Raw genomic sequence first — 15,875 nt, 5'->3', positions numbered from 1 at the left:
TTTTCGATCTCAGTGCTTGGTCGACACGCGGGTGGCTTCCGCCGCCGCGGGCACGTCCAACGGTGCCGCTGCCGGCTCCTCGTCGGCCAGCGGCGTGGGCACGCGCTCCAGCGCCACCTGCAGCACCTGGTCGATCCACTTGACCGGCACGATCTCCAAACCGTTCTTCACGTTCTCGGGAATTTCCTGCAGGTCCTTGGCGTTCTCTTCCGGAATCAGCACGGTCTTGATGCCGCCGCGCAGCGCGGCCAGCAGCTTTTCCTTCAGGCCGCCAATGGCCGTCACCTCGCCGCGCAGCGTGATCTCGCCGGTCATGGCGACGTCGCTGCGCACCGGGATGCCCGTCAGCGCCGACACGAAGGCCGTGGTCATCGCCGCGCCCGCGCTGGGGCCGTCCTTGGGCGTGGCGCCGTCGGGCACGTGGATGTGGATGTCGCGCTTCTCGAAGGCTTCGTCCTTGATGCCCAGCAGCCGTGAACGGCTGCGCACCACGGTGCGGGCGGCCTCGACCGATTCCTTCATGACGTCGCCCAGCGAACCCGTGCGCGTGATCACGCCCTTGCCGGGCATGGTCGCGGCCTCGATGGTCAGCAGGTCGCCGCCGACTTCGGTCCAGGCCAGGCCGACCACCTGGCCCACTTGGTTCTGGTTTTCGGCGCGGCCATAGGTGTACTTGCGCACGCCCAGGAAGTCGTTGAGGTTGTCGGCGTTGACGACCACCTGCGGCGTCATCTTCTTGAGCTGCAGGCCCTTGACCACCTTGCGGCAGATCTTGGACAGCTCGCGCTCGAGCGAACGCACGCCGGCTTCACGCGTGTAGTAGCGCACCACGTCGCGCACGGCATCTTCGGCGACCAGCAGTTCCTCGTCCTTCACGCCGTTGTTCTTGAGCTGCTTGGGCAGCAGGTACTTCAGCGCGATGTTGACCTTCTCGTCCTCGGTGTAGCCCGACAGGCGGATGACTTCCATGCGGTCCAGCAGGGCCGGCGGGATGTTCATCGAGTTCGAGGTGGCGACGAACATCACGTCCGACAGGTCGAAATCGACCTCGACGTAGTGATCGCCGAAGGTGTGGTTCTGCTCGGGGTCCAGCACCTCGAGCAGCGCGCTCGACGGATCGCCGCGGAAGTCCGTGCCCAGCTTGTCGATCTCGTCGAGCAGGAACAGCGGGTTGCGCGTGCCGACCTTGGACAGGCTCTGCAGCACCTTGCCCGGCAGCGCGCCGATGTAGGTGCGGCGGTGGCCGCGGATCTCGGCCTCGTCGCGCATGCCGCCCAGCGCCATGCGCACGTACTTGCGCCCGGTGGCCTTGGCCACGGACTGGCCGAGCGAGGTCTTGCCCACGCCCGGGGGTCCGACCAGGCACAGGATGGGTGCCTTGACCTTGTCCACGCGCTGCTGCACCGCGAGGTACTCGAGGATGCGGTCCTTGACCTTGTCCAGACCGTAGTGGTCTTCGTTGAGCACTTCCTCGGCGTTGGCCAAGTCGTGCTTGATCTTCGTGCGCTTGCTCCAGGGCAGGTTGGTCAGCACGTCGATGTAGTTGCGCACCACGGTGGCCTCGGCCGACATGGGCGACATGAGCTTGAGCTTCTTGAGCTCGGCCTCGGCCTTCTTCAAGGCCTCCTTGGGCATCTTGGCGAGGCGGATCTTCTTCTCGATCTCCTCGATGTCGGCGCCCTCCTCGCCCTCGCCCAGTTCCTTCTGGATCGCCTTGACCTGCTCGTTCAGGTAGAAGTCGCGCTGGTTCTTCTCCATCTGCCGCTTCACGCGGCCACGGATCTTCTTGTCGACGTTGAGGATGTCGACCTCGCGCTCGAGCTGGCCGTACAGGTTCTCCAGCCGCTCGCGCACGTCCGACAGGTCGAGCACGACCTGCTTGTTGTCCAGCTTGAGCGGCAGGTGCGCGGCGATGGTGTCGGCCAGGCGGCCGGCATCGTCGATGCTCGAGATCGATGTCAGGATCTCGGGCGGGATCTTCTTGTTCAGCTTGACGTACTGGTCGAACTGCTGCATCACGGCACGGCGCAGCGCCTCGACCTCGGTGTTCTTCTGCGAAGCGTCGGGTAGCGCGATGGGCGTGACGCTGGCATTGAAGTGCGACTCGCCGTCCTCGATGTGGTTCACGCGTGCGCGCTGCTGGCCTTCGACCAGCACCTTCACGGTGCCGTCGGGCAGCTTCAGCATCTGCAGGATGGTGGAGACGCAGCCGACGTCGAACATGTCGGTGACCAGCGGCTCGTCCTTGGCGGCGGCCTTCTGCGCCACCAGCATGATGCGGCGCTCGGCCTCCATCGCGGCTTCCAGCGCCTTGATGCTCTTGGGGCGGCCCACGAACAGCGGGATCACCATGTGGGGGAACACCACCACATCGCGCAGCGGCAACAGCGGCAGGTCCAGCGGCTCGGCTGGCAGGGGGGTTTGACCGGACATCAGAATCCTTTGTGTGACCCAGCGAATATGGTCGCCGATGTCACATTTTCAACCCGTGCCGCGAGCGGCACAGGAGGGGTTGAAGAAAGCCGGCGCCGCGCTTGCGGACACCGGCAGCACGGTCAGGCTTTCTTGGCCGCTTCGCGGTACACCAGCAGCGGCGCCTTGTTTTCTTCGATGGTGGACTCGTCGACGACCACCTTGTCGACATTGGTCTGGTTGGGCAGGTCGAACATGGTGTCGATCAGCGACAGCTCCAGGATGGAGCGCAGGCCGCGCGCGCCGGTCTTGCGCGCCAGCGCCTTGCGGGCGATGGCCTTGAGCGCCGCGGGGCGGATCTCCAGGTCCACGTCCTCCATGGACAACAGCTTGGCGTATTGCTTGACGAGCGCGTTCTTGGGCTCGGTCAGGATTTGCACCAATGCGTCTTCGCTCAGTTCGGCCAGCGTGGCCACCACAGGCATGCGGCCGACCAGTTCGGGGATCAGACCGAACTTGATCAGGTCTTCGGGCTCGACCTCGCGGAACACCTCGGTCAGCGCGCGCTCGGCCTTGCTCTTGACGGCAGCACCGAAGCCGATGCCCGAGGATTCCTGGCGGCTGCCGATGACCTTCTCCAGGCCCGCGAATGCACCGCCGCAGATGAACAGGATGTTGGTCGTGTCGATCTGCAGGAAATCCTGGTTCGGGTGCTTGCGCCCGCCCTGCGGCGGCACGCTGGCCATGGTGCCTTCGATGAGCTTGAGCAAAGCCTGCTGCACGCCCTCGCCCGACACGTCGCGCGTGATCGAGGGGTTGTCGGACTTGCGCGAGATCTTGTCGATCTCGTCGATGTAGACGATGCCGCGCTGGGCCCGCTCCACGTCGTAGTTGCAGCTCTGCAGCAGCTTGGCGACGATGTTCTCGACGTCCTCGCCGACATAGCCGGCCTCGGTCAGCGTGGTGGCGTCGGCCATCACGAAGGGCACGTCCAGCATGCGCGCCAGCGTCTGCGCCAAGAGCGTCTTGCCCGAACCCGTGGGGCCGATCAAGAGGATGTTGCTCTTGGAGAGTTCGACCTCTTCCTTCTTGGCCTTGTCCTTGTAGCGCAGGCGCTTGTAGTGGTTGTAGACCGCCACGGACAGCGTGCGCTTGGCCACTTCCTGGCCGATCACGTAGTTGTCCAGGTTGTTCTTGATCTCCAGCGGCGTCGGCAGGTCGCCACGGCCCTCGCGCGCCTCGCCGGCAGCGGGCACCTCGTCGCGGATGATCTCGTTGCACAGGTCGATGCACTCGTCGCAGATGAACACGGACGGTCCGGCGATGAGCTTCTTCACCTCGTGCTGGCTCTTCCCGCAGAACGAGCAGTACAGGGTCTTTTCGCTGGAGGAGCCTTTTTTCTCGGCCATGGAGGAATGCCTTTAAAAAGACGTTGGGCAATGATAACCAAACGAAAAACGGCGCCTTTCAGCAAAAAAGCGCCGTTTTCCGCGCAGTCCGCGCGGTTGCCGCGGGGGGCCGGATCAGGGCCGGCGGGCGATCACCTGGTCGATGAGACCGTAGTCCTTGGCCTCGTTGGCTTCCAGGAAGTAATCGCGCTCGGTGTCGTGCTTGACCTTCTCCAGCGGCTGGCCGGTGCGCTCGGCCAGGATGCGGTTCATCTGGTCCTTGGTGCGCAGGATGTCGCGCGCATGGATCTCGATGTCGGTCGCCTGGCCACGTGCGCCGCCCAGCACCTGGTGGATCATGATCTTCGAATTGGGCAGCGAGAAGCGCTTGCCCTTGGCGCCGGCCGCCAGCAGGAAGGCGCCCATGCTGGCCGCGAAGCCCACGCACAGCGTGGACACATCGGGCTTGATGAACTGCATGGTGTCGTAGATGGCCATGCCGGCCGTCACGCTGCCACCGGGCGAGTTGATGTAGAACGAGATGTCCTTGTCGGGGTTCTCGCTCTCCAGGAACAGCAGCTGCGCCACCACCAGGTTGGCGGTCTGGTCGTTGACCTCGCCCACCAGGAAGATCACGCGCTCTTTCAGCAGGCGCGAGTAGATGTCGTAGGAGCGCTCGCCGCGGCCCGACTGCTCGATCACCATCGGAACCATGCCCAGGTTCTGGGTCTCGAGCGAACTGTTGTGGATGGCCATGTTTTCTCCGGAATTAGGTTGGCAAGCGTCAGATGGGGGCCTCGCGCAACAACGCAAGGCCCGCACGGGCATCAGCCCTGCTGCGCCATCAGCTCGTCGAAGCCGATCGCCTTGTCAGTGACCTTGGCCTGGGCCAGCACGTAGTCGGTCACGTTGTTCTCGATCACGGCAGCTTCCACGTCGGCCAGGCGTTGGCGGTCGCCGTAGTACCAGCGCACCACGTCTTCCGGCTTTTCATAGCTGGCGGCCAGGTCGTCGATGTGGGCCTTGATCTGCTCGGGCTTGGCCAGCAGTTCGTTCTTCTTCACGAGCTCGGCCACCACCAGGCCCAGGCGCACGCGGCGCTCGGCCTGGGGACGCACGATCTCCTCGGGGATCGGCGCGCTGTCAGCGTCCTTCAGGCCACGTTGCTTGAGGTCGGCACGCGTGCTCTCGATCATGCGGCCGACTTCGGCCTGCACGCTGGCGTTGGGCAGGTCCAGCTCGGCCTTGGTCAGCAGCGCGTCCATGACGGCCTGCTTGTTGCGGGCCAGCAGGCGGAACTTGACTTCGCGCTCCAGGTTCTTGCGGATGTCGGCGCGCAGGCCGGCCACGGTGCCGTCGGCGATGCCCAGGGACTTGGCCAGCGCGTCGTCCACCTCGGGCATGTGGCTGGACTCGATCTTCTTGACCGTGACCAGGAAGTCTGCCTGCTTGCCGGCCACGTCCTTGCCGTGGTAATCGGCCGGGAAGGCCAGCGGGAAGGTGCGGCTTTCGCCGGACTTCATGCCGCGCACGGCGTCCTCGAACTCCTTGAGCATCTGGCCTTCGCCAACCACGTACTGGAAGTCCTCGGCCTTGCCGCCCTGGAAGGGCTCGCCGTCGATCTTGCCTTCGAAGTCGACCGTCACGCGGTCGCCGTCAGCGGCGGCGGCGTCCTGGGCGCGCTGGGCGAAGCTGCGGCGCTGCTTGCGCAGGATGTCCAGCGTCTTGTCGATGGCTTCGTCCGTCACTTCGGCAGACAGGCGCTCGATCTCGGCCGTGCCCAGGTCGTTGATGACCACCTCGGGGAAGACTTCGAACACCGCGTCGAAGGCCAGCTGGCCCTCGGGCGCGCCTTCCTTCTCGCTGATGCGCGGCTGACCGGCCACGCGCAGCTGGGCTTCGTTGGCCGCGGCCGAGAAGGCCTCGCCCACCTTGTCGTTCATGACTTCGTAGTGCACCGAGTAGCCATAGCGCTGCGCCACGACGTTCATCGGCACCTTGCCCGGACGGAAGCCATCCATCTTCACGGTGCGTGCCAGCTTCTTGAGGCGGTTGTTGACCTCGTTCTGGATCGCTTCCACCGGCAGCGACAGGGTGATCTTGCGCTCCAGCTTCTCGAGGTTTTCAACGGTAACGGCCATGGTGGTCTCGGTAAAAGAAATAGGGTGTGGTGCGCGGGGGGGGACTCGAACCCCCACACCATTGCTGGCGTCAGGACCTAAACCTGGTGCGTCTACCAATTTCGCCACCCGCGCAGTTTCGGTCAACCGGGCATTTTAGCCGGTTGCGCGGGCCGGCTTTCCGGGCCGGCCGGCGCGATTCAAACGCCCGGTGCCGGCGCCAGCGCGCGTTCCTCGTCGGTGGGCTTCTTCACGCGGAACCAGGCCGCATACATCGCCGGCAGCGACAGCAGCGTGAGCACCGTGGCGACGATCAGGCCGCCCATGATGGCCACCGCCATCGGCCCCCAGAATACCGAGCGCGACAGCGGGATCATGGCCAGCACGGCCGCCAGCGCGGTCAGCACGATGGGGCGCAGCCGCCGCACGGCCGACTCGACGATGGCGTCCCAGGCCGGCACGCCGCGCGCACGATCCTGCTCGATCTGGTCGATCAGAATCACCGAGTTGCGCTGGATCATGCCCATCAGCGCGATCACGCCCAGCAGCGCGACGAAGCCGAACGGCCGGTTCAGCACCAGCAGCGCGCCGGCCACGCCGGCGATGCCCAGCGGGCCGGTCAGGAACACCAGCACCGAGCGGCTGAAGCTTTGCAGCTGCAGCATCAACAGCGTGAAGGTCAGGAACAGCATGATGGGAACGCCGGCCGCGATCGACGAGGAGCCGCGGCTGCTTTCCTCCACGGCGCCCGAGACCTGCACTGCGTAGCCGCCCGGGCCCTGCTGCTTCCATTGGGCCTCCAACGCACGCAGCTTGGGCAGCAGCTCGTCGGTCACCGTGGCACCCTGCAGGCCTTCCACCACGTCACTCTGCACGGTGATGGCGTAGTCGCGGTTCTCGCGCCACATCACGCCGGGCTCCCAGCTGAACACCGGCGTGGCGATCTGCGTGAGCGGGATCGACCGGCCCGAGGCCGTCGGCACGTAGGCGTTGACGATGTTGGTGATCAGCGCACGCTCGCTGGCCGGCTGGCGCAGCACGATGTCGATCAGCTTGTCGTACTCGCGGAACTGCCCCACCGTCGTGCCGGTCAGCGCGATGTTGGCGGTCTGCGCGATGGACTGGCTGGTCACGCCCAGCGCGCGGGCCTTGGCCTGGTCGATCTCCAGCCGCACGGTCTTCACCGATTCGTTCCAGTTGTCGTTGACGCCACGCGTGTTCGGGCTTTCGCGCATCGCGGCCTTGACCTCGTCGGCACGCAGGCGCAGCAGTTGCGGATCGCCACCGACCACGCGGAACTGCACCGGGTAGGGCACCGGCGGCCCGTTGGGCAGCAGCTTGACGCGGCCGCGTACCTCGGGGAACTCCTCGGCCAGCAGCTTGGGCAGGGCCACGCGCAGGCGCTCGCGCACCGGCACCGAGTCGGTCAGCACGATGAACTGCGACACGTTGGTCTGCGGGAACACCTGGTCCAGCGGCAGGTAGAAGCGCGGCACGCCCGAGCCGATCCACAGCGTGACCGAGCGCACGCCCTGCTCCTGCTGCAGCCGCTGCTCGACACGCCTGGCAACCGCCTCGTTCGCGGCGAACGAGGAACCTTCGGGCAGCCACAGGTCCACCAGGATCTCGGGCCGGCTCGAATCGGGGAAGAACTGCTGCTGCACCTTGCCCATGCCCACGATGCCCAGCGCGAACACGCCGATGGTGGCCAGGATGGTCAGCCAGCGGTGCGCCACGCACCAGTGCACGGACTTGCGAAAGGCGTTGTAGAAGCCCGAGTCGAACATCTCGTGCGGCTGGCCATGTTCCGCTCCTTCGCCATGGTGCGGCTGGGCCTTGAGGATCAGCGTGCCCAGGTAGGGCACGAAGTAGACCGAGACGAACCAGCTCAGCACCAGCGCGATCACGGTCACCGCGAAGATCGCGAAGGTGTATTCGCCGGTGACCGACTTGGCGATGCCGATGGGCAGAAAGCCCACGGCCGTGATCAGCGTGCCCGTCAGCATGGGCATGGCGGTGATCTCGTAGGCGAAGGTGGCGGCACGCACCTTGTCGTAGCCCTCCTCCATCTTGCGCACCATCATCTCCACCGCAATGATGGCGTCGTCCACCAGCAGGCCCAGCGCGATGATCAGCGAGCCCAGCGAGATCTTGTGCAGGCCGATGCCCCAGTACCACATGGCCAGGAAGGTCACGGCCAGCACCAGCGGGATGGTGATGCCCACCACCAGGCCCGGCCGGATGTCGATGTAGTAGCGGCGCAGCAGGCCATGCTCGCCGGGCCGGCGGTGGAAGCCCAGCGCGATGAAGCTCACGGCCAGCACGATGACCACGGCCTCGATCAGCACCTTCACGAACTCGTTGACCGAGTTGGACACGGCGCTGGGCTGGTCCTGCACCTGGGCCAGCTGCACGCCGGCCGGCAGGCCTTTCTCGATGTCGCCGAAGGCCGTCTTGAGCGCCTTGCCCAGCCGGATGATGTCGCCGCCCTTGGTCATGGACACGCCCAGCGCAATGACCTCGCGCCCGTCGTGGCGCACCTTCACGCCCGGCGGATCGACGTAGCCGCGCCGCACCTCGGCGATGTCGCCCAGGCGCAGCTGCGCACCCGAAGGCCCGCGGATCGGCATGTCGCGCAGCTGCTCGACGGCGCCGAACTGGCCCGTCACGCGCACCTGCAGCACGTCCAGCGGCGTCTGGATGGCACCGGCGCTGGCCACCGCGTTCTGCTGGCCGAGCTGGTCCAGCACCTGCGAGAAGTCCAGCCCGAGCTGCGCCAGCCGGCGCTGCGAGACCTCGATGTAGACCTTCTCGTCCTGCACGCCGAACAGCTCGACCTTGGCCACGTCGGGCACGCGCAGCAGCGTCTGGCGCGCATCGTCGGCAAAGGTCTTGAGCTCGGCGTAGCTGAAGCCGTCGGCCGACAGCGCATAGATCACGCCGTAGACATCGCCGAAGTCGTCGTTGAAGAACGGCCCCTGCACGCTCTGCGGCAGCGTGTAGCGCATGTCGCCGATCTTCTTGCGCACCACGTACCAGAGGTTGGCCACGTCCTTGGGCGGCGAGTTGTCCTTGAGCTCGAAGATGATCTGCGACTCGCCGGGCTTGGAGTAGCTGCGGATGCGGAAGGCGTACGGCACCTCCTGCAGCGTGCGCTCCAGCTTGTCGGTCACCTGCTCGGCCACCTGCTGCGCCGTGGCGCCGGGCCAGTAGGTGCGCATGACCATGGCGCGGAAGGTGAACGGCGGGTCCTCGTCCTGCCCCAGCTGGAAGTAGGTGGCAAAACCCAGCAGCATCAGCACCACCATCAGGTAGCGCGTCAGCGCCGGGTGGTCGAGCGCCCAGCGCGAGAGGTTGAATCCAGCCTTGGGCTGGTCCAGGGAGTTCGGTTCGCTCATCGTCGGCTCAGCGCGGTGAGGAGGCAGCGGCGGCCGCGGCGGGGACGGCGGAGCCGTTGGCCTTGTCGCCGCCCACGCGGGGCTGGTAGACCGTGACCTTCTGGCCCGGCGTCAGCACGTGCACGCCCGCGGCCACCACGCGCATGCCGGGCTGCACGCCGGCACTGATCACGGCATCGTTGCCGTCCGCCGTGGCGATGGTCACGGGCTGCGCGCGCACCGTCATGCTGGCCTCGTCCAGCACCAGCACCGAAGTCTGGCCGGTGCCGGCGTCCTGGCGCAGGGCACTGGTCGGCAGCTTGATCACGGGCATGCCGCCGCTGCCCAGGGCCTCGGGCGACACGGTGACCGTGGTGCCCAGCGGCGGCGGCGTCTTGGTGTCCAGCGCCACCTTGACCTGGAAGGTGCGCGTTGCCGTGTCGGCACTGGCCGCCACCTCGCGCACGCGGCCCGACAGCGTCTCGTCCGAGTTCCACAACCGCACCTCGACCGGCGAGCCCACCGCCATGGCCGCCACGCGGTCCTCCGGCACCGAGAACACCACGTCGCGCACGCCGCTCTGCGCCAGCCGCACCACCGGGGTGCCCGCGGCCACCACCTGGCCGGGCTCGGCCTCGATGCCGGTCACCACGCCGGCCACGTCAGCCACCAGCCGCGCATAACCGGTCTGGTTGCCCTGGGCTGACAGCTGGGCCTTGGCCTGGTCCAGCTGGGCCTGCGCCGCCTGGTAGGCCGACTCGCGGCGTTCCAGTTCGGCGCCGCTGATGAAGTTCTGGCTGCGCAATTCCTTGTAGCGCTTCTGGTCGGCCAGGGCCAGATCGCGGTTGGTCTGGGCGGCGGCCACCTGGGCGCGCGCGGCATCGGCGGCCAGGCGCAGATCCTGCGCATCCAACTCGGCCAGCAACTGGCCCACGCGCACGGTCTGCCCCAGGTCCACGTTGCGGCGCACGATCTTGCCGGCCACCCGGAAGCCCAGGCGGGACTCGATGCGCGGGCGCACCTCGCCCGCGAACTCCATGCCGAAGGTCGACGCCGCGGGCGCCACCGTCAGCAGCTTGACGGAGCGCACCGGTTCTGGCTCGGCTGGCGGCTTGCTGCAGCCCGCCAACGCCGCCGCCAGGAGCAGGACAGCCGCGCACGGCCAGGAAAAACGGCGCACGCGCCTCGGCTGGTTTGACATTGGGAAGCCCTGAACAAGCGCCCTGGAGGCCCGCACACCGCCGCTCCCAGGCCCACTACTGACTGAATACGAAGGGACTTCCCCAATCCCAGCACGGTGTCCAGGCACCAAGATTGACTCGCGGAAGTTCAATCTGAAACAGGAAAGGGGAAGTCCATGGCAGAGATTACACGGGCGCCGGTGGCGCGGGTAGGGGTCGATCTGTCCAAGCGGGTCTACCAGGTTCACGCGGTCGATGCGATTGGGCGCGTGGTCGTAGCCCGCGCGTTGCCGCCGGACCGCTTCTTCTCTTGGTGCGCGGAGTTGCCGGCCGGTTGCATCGTGGCGATGGAGACCTGCGGTGGCGCACACCATGTGGCCCGCCGGTTGCGCGTGCTGGGCCTGGATGCGCGGCTGATCGCAGGCCACTTCGTCACGCCCTACCGCATGGCTGGCAAGAGCGGCAAGAACGACGCCAATGATGCCGCTGCCATCTGCGAGGCCGCAGCTCGCCCGCACATGCGCTTCGTGCCGGTCAAGACGGCCGAGCAGCAAGGCCAGCTTGCCGTGCACCGGCTGCGCGAAGGTTTCAAGGAAGAGCGCACAGCGTTGATCAACCGCATCCGCGGCCTGTTGACCGAGTTCGGGCTGGTCTTCGCGCAAGGTCCGGACGCGCTGCGCCTGGTGCTGGCCAGCGTGATCGAGGACGCCAGCAACGAGTTGCCCGGCGTGGCACGGTTGGCGCTGCAACGCGCGCATCTGCACTGGATCGACGTCGACCTGCAGATTGCCTGGTGCGACGAGCGCATTGCCGCCCACGTGCGCGCCGATGCGCGGGCGGCCAAGGCAGCCACTCTGCTGGGCATCGGTCCGACCACGGCGTCGGCGCTGGTTGCCAGCGTGGGCAACTTTGGCCAGTTTGCCAACGCGCGGCAGTTCGGCGCCTGGCTCGGCTTGGTGCCCAGCCAGAACTCCACCGGCGGCAAAGCCAGGCTCGGGGGCATCACCAAACGCGGCGACGACTACTTGCGCACGCTGCTGATCCAGGGCGCCAAGTCGGCCGTGATGAGCGCGGCCAAACGCAGCGACCGCATCAGCCAGTGGCTGGTGCAACTGAAAGAGCGCGTGGGCTGGCAAAAGGCCGTGGTGGCGCTGGCCAACAAGAACGCGCGCATTCTGTGGGCGGTGCTCACGCGCGACGGTGCATTCGACCCCGACCATGTGCCCCAAATACCGGCGGCGCGGCAGAAGCCGCAACTGGCATGAACTGATTCTCTGAGTTGGACGTGCGATAGCAGATAACCACCACAGGTCAGACCGGCAGCAGGTGAGCTCGATAACTCGTCCGTGCTTCAAGCACGACGAATGAATGGAGTCCTGCTGAGCGGTTCGTATCTGGGGCCTCGGACCAACTGGCCGACAAAAGCCCGCCTGTAGATGTGCAGTCTGTCCTTTTGCGGTGGCTTCTGAGTTCATCGTGCGTCCGCGATCAATGAATGCGAATACCGTTTATCAGGAAGAAAACCTATGAGCCGCTGTTGACGAAAGGGGAAGTCCCTGTAGATGGGTTAGTAATCTAGGAGAATTGTTTGCGCATTGTCAACCAAGGCCACGTCCAGATTGGCGCGGAAAACACAGCGAAAATCGCGCGCACATGCGCCCAAGGCTTCAAAGCACCCCGGCTGTTGCGCCGGACGTAACACACTACGAAAATTTTCCCGTCGCCTCGTGGCTCTGTCCCCCGGCACTGCGCCCTGCCGTCGCGGCCCTCTACTGGTTCGCGCGCACCGGCGATGACATCGCCGACGAAGGGGACGCAGACGCGGCCGAGCGGCTGCAGAGCCTGGCGCGCTACCGTGCCGACCTGGCCGCGCTCTATGCAGGGGAGCCGCTGTCGGGCCGCTGGCCGGGCGTGTTCGCCCCGCTGGAGCAGGCCCGGGCCCGGCACAGCTTGCCCTTCGCCCCGCTGGACGACCTGCTGGACGCCTTCATGCAGGACGTCCGCAAGACCGATGCCGGCGCCGGTTACGCCGACCGCGCCGAGTTGCTGGACTACTGCAGCCGCTCGGCCGCGCCGGTCGGCCGGCTGGTGCTGCACCTGTACGGCATCCACGACCGCGCAGCCTTGCACCAGAGCGACGCCATCTGCAACGCGCTGCAGCTCATCAACTTCTGGCAGGACCTGAGCGTGGACCTGCCGCGCGGGCGCTACTACCTGCCGCAGGACCGCTGCGCCGCCCACGGCACGACCCAGGCCGCCCCGGTGCGCGCGCTGGTGGCCGAACAGGTGCAGTGGGCGCGCGCGCTGATGCTGGAAGGTGCGCCGCTGGTGCACCGCGTGCCCGGCCGCATGGGCTGGGAACTGCGCCTCGTGGTCCAGGGCGGCCTGGCCATCCTGGACAAGATCGCCGCACTGGACCATGCCAGCTGGCGCGAACGCCCCAAACTCCACAGGACGGATGGGCCCCGACTTCTATGGCGTGCCTGGCGCATGCATGGATGAACGACCAGTTGAAGCACACACGACCGACGCACAGCAGCCCCCAACCAGACGCTTGCCCCATGGCAACACTGGCGACGCATCCTTGTGCGCGCCAGTCCTAGACAATCCCGCCCCATGACAACGACACCGGAACAGTACGTGCAGCAGAAGGCAGCGGCCTCGGGCAGCAGCTTCTACTACGCCTTCCTGTTCCTTCCCAAGCCGCGCCGCGCGGCCATCACCGCTTTCTACGCCTTCTGCCGCGAGGTCGACGACGTGGTCGACGAGGTCAGCGATCCCGCCGTCGCGCGCACCAAGCTGGCCTGGTGGCAGGCCGAGGTCGCCAAGGCCTATGCCGGCCAGCCCAGCCACCCCGTCATGCAGGCGCTGATGCCGCTGGCGCCGCAGTTCGGCATCGAGGAACGCCAGCTGCAGGCCGTGATCGAGGGCTGCCAGATGGACCTGGAGCAGACGCGCTACCTCGACTTCCCGGGCCTGCAGCGCTACTGCCACCTCGTGGCGGGCGTGGTCGGCGAGGTCTCGGCGCGCATCTTCGGCCAGACCCAGGACGCCACCACGCAATACGCCCACACCCTGGGCCTGGCCTTCCAGCTCACCAACATCATCCGCGACGTGGGAGAGGACGCCATGCGCGGGCGCATCTACCTGCCCATCGACGAGCTGCAGCGCTTCGACGTCAAGGCCCACGAGCTGCTGAACCGCGTGCATTCCGAGCGCTTCGTCGCGCTGATGCGCTTCCAGGCCGAGCGCGCCCATGGCCTGTACGACCAGGCGCTGGCGCTGCTGCCGGCGGCCGACTGGCGCGCGCAGAAGCCCGGCCTCATGATGGCCAGCATCTACCGCACGCTGCTGCGCGAGATCGAGCGCGACAACTTCGCCGTGCTGGACCAGCGCATCAGCCTCACGCCGCTGCGCAAGTTCTGGCTGGCGTGGAAGGTGCAGGCGCTGGGCAGGCTGTGAACCTCGCCATCGTCGGCGCCGGCTGGGCCGGCCTGGCCGCCGCCGTCCACGCCACCGAGTCCGGCCACCAGGTCGCCGTCTTCGAAGCTGCCCGCCATGCCGGCGGCCGCGCGCGCAGCGTGGTGCAGGCGCATGACGGCCGCACGCTCACGCTGGACAACGGCCAGCACATCCTGATCGGCGCCTACACCGAGACGCTGGCCCTCATGCGCGCCGTCGGCGTGGACCCCATGCAGGCCCTGCTGCGCCTACCGCTGGACCTGCGCCTGCCCGACGGCAGCGGCATCGCCCTGCCCGACCGCGCCCCGCCCTGGGACGCGCTGGCCGGCATCCTGGGCGCGCGCGGCTGGGGTTGGCGCGACAAGGCCGCGCTGCTGGCCGCCACCACGCGCTGGCAGCTGGCGGGCTTTCGCTGCGCGCCGCAGGCCAGCGTGGCCCAACTCTGCGTTGGGCTGCCGGCGCGTGTGCAGCAGCAGTTCGTCGAACCGCTGTGCCTGTCGGCCCTGAACACCAGCGCCGCGCAGGCCAGCGCCAGCGTGTTCCTGCGTGTGCTGCGCGACTCCCTGCTGGGCGGGCGCGGCGGCTCCAACCTGCTGATCCCGCGCCGGCCGCTCGGCGCGCTGTTTCCCGAGCCCGCCATCGCCTGGCTGCAGGCGCGCGGGCAGTCCGTGCAGCTGGGCACGCGCGTGGCCGCGCTGGAGCGCGACGGCGCGCTGTGGCGCGTCGACGGCCAGGCCTTCGACCGCGTGCTGCTGGCCTGCCCCTCCTGGGAAGCCGCGCGCCTGGTGCGCTCGGCCGGCATCGCGGCCGATGCCTGGTTGGCCCAGGCCGACGCGCTGCAGTTCGAGCCCATCACCACGGTCTACGCCGAAAGCAGCACGCGCCTGCCGCGGCCCATGATGGCCCTGGCCGGCGGCCCCGCCCAGTTCGTGTTCGACCGCCGGCACCTGGGCGAAGACGGCCTGCTGGCCTTCGTCGTGAGCGTGAGCCGCGGCACGCGCGAGGAACTGCAGCGCCAGGCCATCGCCCAGGGCCGGGCAGAACTGGGTCTGGCCGACCTGCAGCCCGTCGCGACCATCGTGGAAAAGCGCGCCACCTTCGCCTGCACACCGGGCCTGGTGCGCCCGGGCCTGCAGATCACCCCCGGCCTGGCGGCCTGCGGCGAGTACGTCGCCGGCCCCTACCCGGGCACCATCGAAGGCGCGGTACGCAGCGCGGGCGAAGCCCTGGCCGGGCTCAGCTGAACAGCGCGCAGAGGCCGCGCAGGTCCGTCAGCGTCGCGTGCGGCTGCACGGCCTGCGTCCACGGGTGCTCGCCGCGGTTGATCCAGGCCGTCTGCATGCCCACGGCATGCGCGCCCAGCACGTCCAGCAGCGCGTCGTCGCCCACGTGCAGCACGGCCTGCGGCGGCACGCCGGCCGCCTCGGCCGCGGCCAGGAAGATGCGCGCATCGGGCTTGCCCACGCCGAACGTGGTGGCGCTGAAGGCCGCGCGGAAATGCGGCATGAGCCCGATGCGGCCCAGGTCGGCATTGCCGTTGGAGACGGCCACGAGCGGAAAGCGCGCGGCCAGGAATTCCAGCGCCTCCAGCGCGTCCTCGTACAGCTCGACCTCGTGGCGCTTGGCGATGAAGACATCGAAGGCCTCGGCGGCCAGCGCCTCGTCGTCGCCGGCCTGCACCAGCGCGCGCCGGATCGATTCGCGCCGCAGGAAGGCCATGTCGTGCGCCAGATGTTCGTGCTCCTGCACGACCTGCTCGCGCAGCAGGCGGCGCCGCTCGGCGTCGCTCCAGAACGCGCCGGTGGCCGGTGCCTTGTCGGTGAACCAGGCGCCCAGGGCTTTCTCGGCCTTGGCGATGGTGGGCCAGATCGGCCAGAGGGTGTCGTCCAGATCGAGGGTGATCGCCTGGACTTGGGAGGGCTGCAGCATGGGTCG

The 15,875-nt window shown here is 67.7% G+C and carries 11 protein-coding genes and 1 tRNA gene; 4 read left to right on the top strand and 8 right to left on the bottom strand.

The annotated features are described in order from the left end of the window. Window positions 1-9: 9 nt before the first annotated feature. From lon to ACSQ4M_RS16575, 7 genes are all read right to left on the bottom strand, one after another. On the bottom strand, window positions 10-2,433 hold the full coding sequence (gene lon, locus ACSQ4M_RS16605) for an endopeptidase La (RefSeq protein ID WP_436190541.1): 2,424 nt from the start codon (window positions 2,431-2,433) through the stop codon (window positions 10-12). Window positions 2,434-2,555: 122 nt separating this feature from the next. After that, a complete protein-coding gene (gene clpX / locus ACSQ4M_RS16600; RefSeq protein WP_436190540.1) occupies window positions 2,556-3,821 on the bottom strand; it encodes an ATP-dependent Clp protease ATP-binding subunit ClpX in 1,266 nt (421 codons plus the stop codon). 114 nt (window positions 3,822-3,935) lie between these two features. Further along, entirely contained in the window at window positions 3,936-4,556 is a 621-nt protein-coding gene (clpP, locus tag ACSQ4M_RS16595) for an ATP-dependent Clp endopeptidase proteolytic subunit ClpP (protein ID WP_436190539.1), read from the bottom strand. A gap of 71 nt (window positions 4,557-4,627) precedes the next feature. Then, window positions 4,628-5,941 carry a trigger factor gene (gene tig, locus ACSQ4M_RS16590; protein ID WP_436190538.1) on the bottom strand — a complete coding sequence of 438 codons (1,314 nt, stop codon included), beginning with the start codon at window positions 5,939-5,941 and terminating at the stop codon, window positions 4,628-4,630. A 27-nt stretch (window positions 5,942-5,968) separates the two neighbouring features. Beyond that, window positions 5,969-6,055 (bottom strand) — tRNA-Leu (locus ACSQ4M_RS16585). Window positions 6,056-6,120: 65 nt separating this feature from the next. Beyond that, a complete protein-coding gene (locus ACSQ4M_RS16580) occupies window positions 6,121-9,318 on the bottom strand; it encodes an efflux RND transporter permease subunit (protein ID WP_436190537.1) in 3,198 nt (1,065 codons plus the stop codon). Window positions 9,319-9,325: 7 nt separating this feature from the next. Beyond that, window positions 9,326-10,498: an efflux RND transporter periplasmic adaptor subunit gene (locus tag ACSQ4M_RS16575; RefSeq protein WP_436190536.1), complete on the bottom strand. Its 1,173-nt coding sequence runs from the start codon at window positions 10,496-10,498 to the stop codon at window positions 9,326-9,328. 156 nt (window positions 10,499-10,654) lie between these two features. Here ACSQ4M_RS16575 and ACSQ4M_RS16570 point away from each other — a divergent pair, with 156 nt between their 5' ends. From ACSQ4M_RS16570 to hpnE, 4 genes are all read left to right on the top strand, one after another. Further along, window positions 10,655-11,743 carry an IS110 family transposase gene (locus ACSQ4M_RS16570; RefSeq protein WP_436187902.1) on the top strand — a complete coding sequence of 363 codons (1,089 nt, stop codon included), beginning with the start codon at window positions 10,655-10,657 and terminating at the stop codon, window positions 11,741-11,743. 388 nt (window positions 11,744-12,131) lie between these two features. Next, on the top strand, window positions 12,132-12,980 hold the full coding sequence (gene hpnC, locus ACSQ4M_RS16565; RefSeq protein ID WP_436190535.1) for a squalene synthase HpnC: 849 nt from the start codon (window positions 12,132-12,134) through the stop codon (window positions 12,978-12,980). A gap of 114 nt (window positions 12,981-13,094) precedes the next feature. Then, the gene (gene hpnD, locus ACSQ4M_RS16560; RefSeq protein ID WP_436190534.1) at window positions 13,095-13,940 is read left to right on the top strand and encodes a presqualene diphosphate synthase HpnD; all 846 of its coding nucleotides are present in this window, start codon (window positions 13,095-13,097) and stop codon (window positions 13,938-13,940) included. Then, window positions 13,937-15,184, top strand: coding sequence for a hydroxysqualene dehydroxylase HpnE (gene hpnE, locus ACSQ4M_RS16555; protein ID WP_436190533.1), 1,248 nt, complete (start codon window positions 13,937-13,939; stop codon window positions 15,182-15,184). The genes hpnD and hpnE overlap by 4 nt, the downstream gene beginning before the upstream one ends. Here hpnE and ACSQ4M_RS16550 read toward each other — a convergent pair. Beyond that, entirely contained in the window at window positions 15,177-15,869 is a 693-nt protein-coding gene (locus ACSQ4M_RS16550) for an HAD family hydrolase (protein ID WP_436190532.1), read from the bottom strand. The two genes, hpnE and ACSQ4M_RS16550, sit on opposite strands and share 8 nt — an antisense overlap. Window positions 15,870-15,875 lie beyond the last annotated feature (6 nt).

Origin of the sequence: Pseudorhodoferax sp. LjRoot39 (assembly GCF_964253035.1) — a bacterium.
GTDB lineage: Bacteria > Pseudomonadota > Gammaproteobacteria > Burkholderiales > Burkholderiaceae_C > Pseudorhodoferax.
Note: the sequence above shows the minus strand (reverse complement) of the source record. Positions and strands in the feature narration are given on the sequence as shown.

Coding starts and splice junctions, on each gene's coding strand:
- lon (WP_436190541.1), bottom strand. CDS start 2,433: ATGTCCGGTCAAACCCCCCTGCCAGCCGAGCCGCTGGACCTGCCGCTG.
- clpX (WP_436190540.1), bottom strand. CDS start 3,821: ATGGCCGAGAAAAAAGGCTCCTCCAGCGAAAAGACCCTGTACTGCTCG.
- clpP (WP_436190539.1), bottom strand. CDS start 4,556: ATGGCCATCCACAACAGTTCGCTCGAGACCCAGAACCTGGGCATGGTT.
- tig (WP_436190538.1), bottom strand. CDS start 5,941: ATGGCCGTTACCGTTGAAAACCTCGAGAAGCTGGAGCGCAAGATCACC.
- ACSQ4M_RS16580 (WP_436190537.1), bottom strand. CDS start 9,318: ATGAGCGAACCGAACTCCCTGGACCAGCCCAAGGCTGGATTCAACCTC.
- ACSQ4M_RS16575 (WP_436190536.1), bottom strand. CDS start 10,498: ATGTCAAACCAGCCGAGGCGCGTGCGCCGTTTTTCCTGGCCGTGCGCG.
- ACSQ4M_RS16570 (WP_436187902.1), top strand. CDS start 10,655: ATGGCAGAGATTACACGGGCGCCGGTGGCGCGGGTAGGGGTCGATCTG.
- hpnC (WP_436190535.1), top strand. CDS start 12,132: ATGCGCCCAAGGCTTCAAAGCACCCCGGCTGTTGCGCCGGACGTAACA.
- hpnD (WP_436190534.1), top strand. CDS start 13,095: ATGACAACGACACCGGAACAGTACGTGCAGCAGAAGGCAGCGGCCTCG.
- ACSQ4M_RS16550 (WP_436190532.1), bottom strand. CDS start 15,869: ATGCTGCAGCCCTCCCAAGTCCAGGCGATCACCCTCGATCTGGACGAC.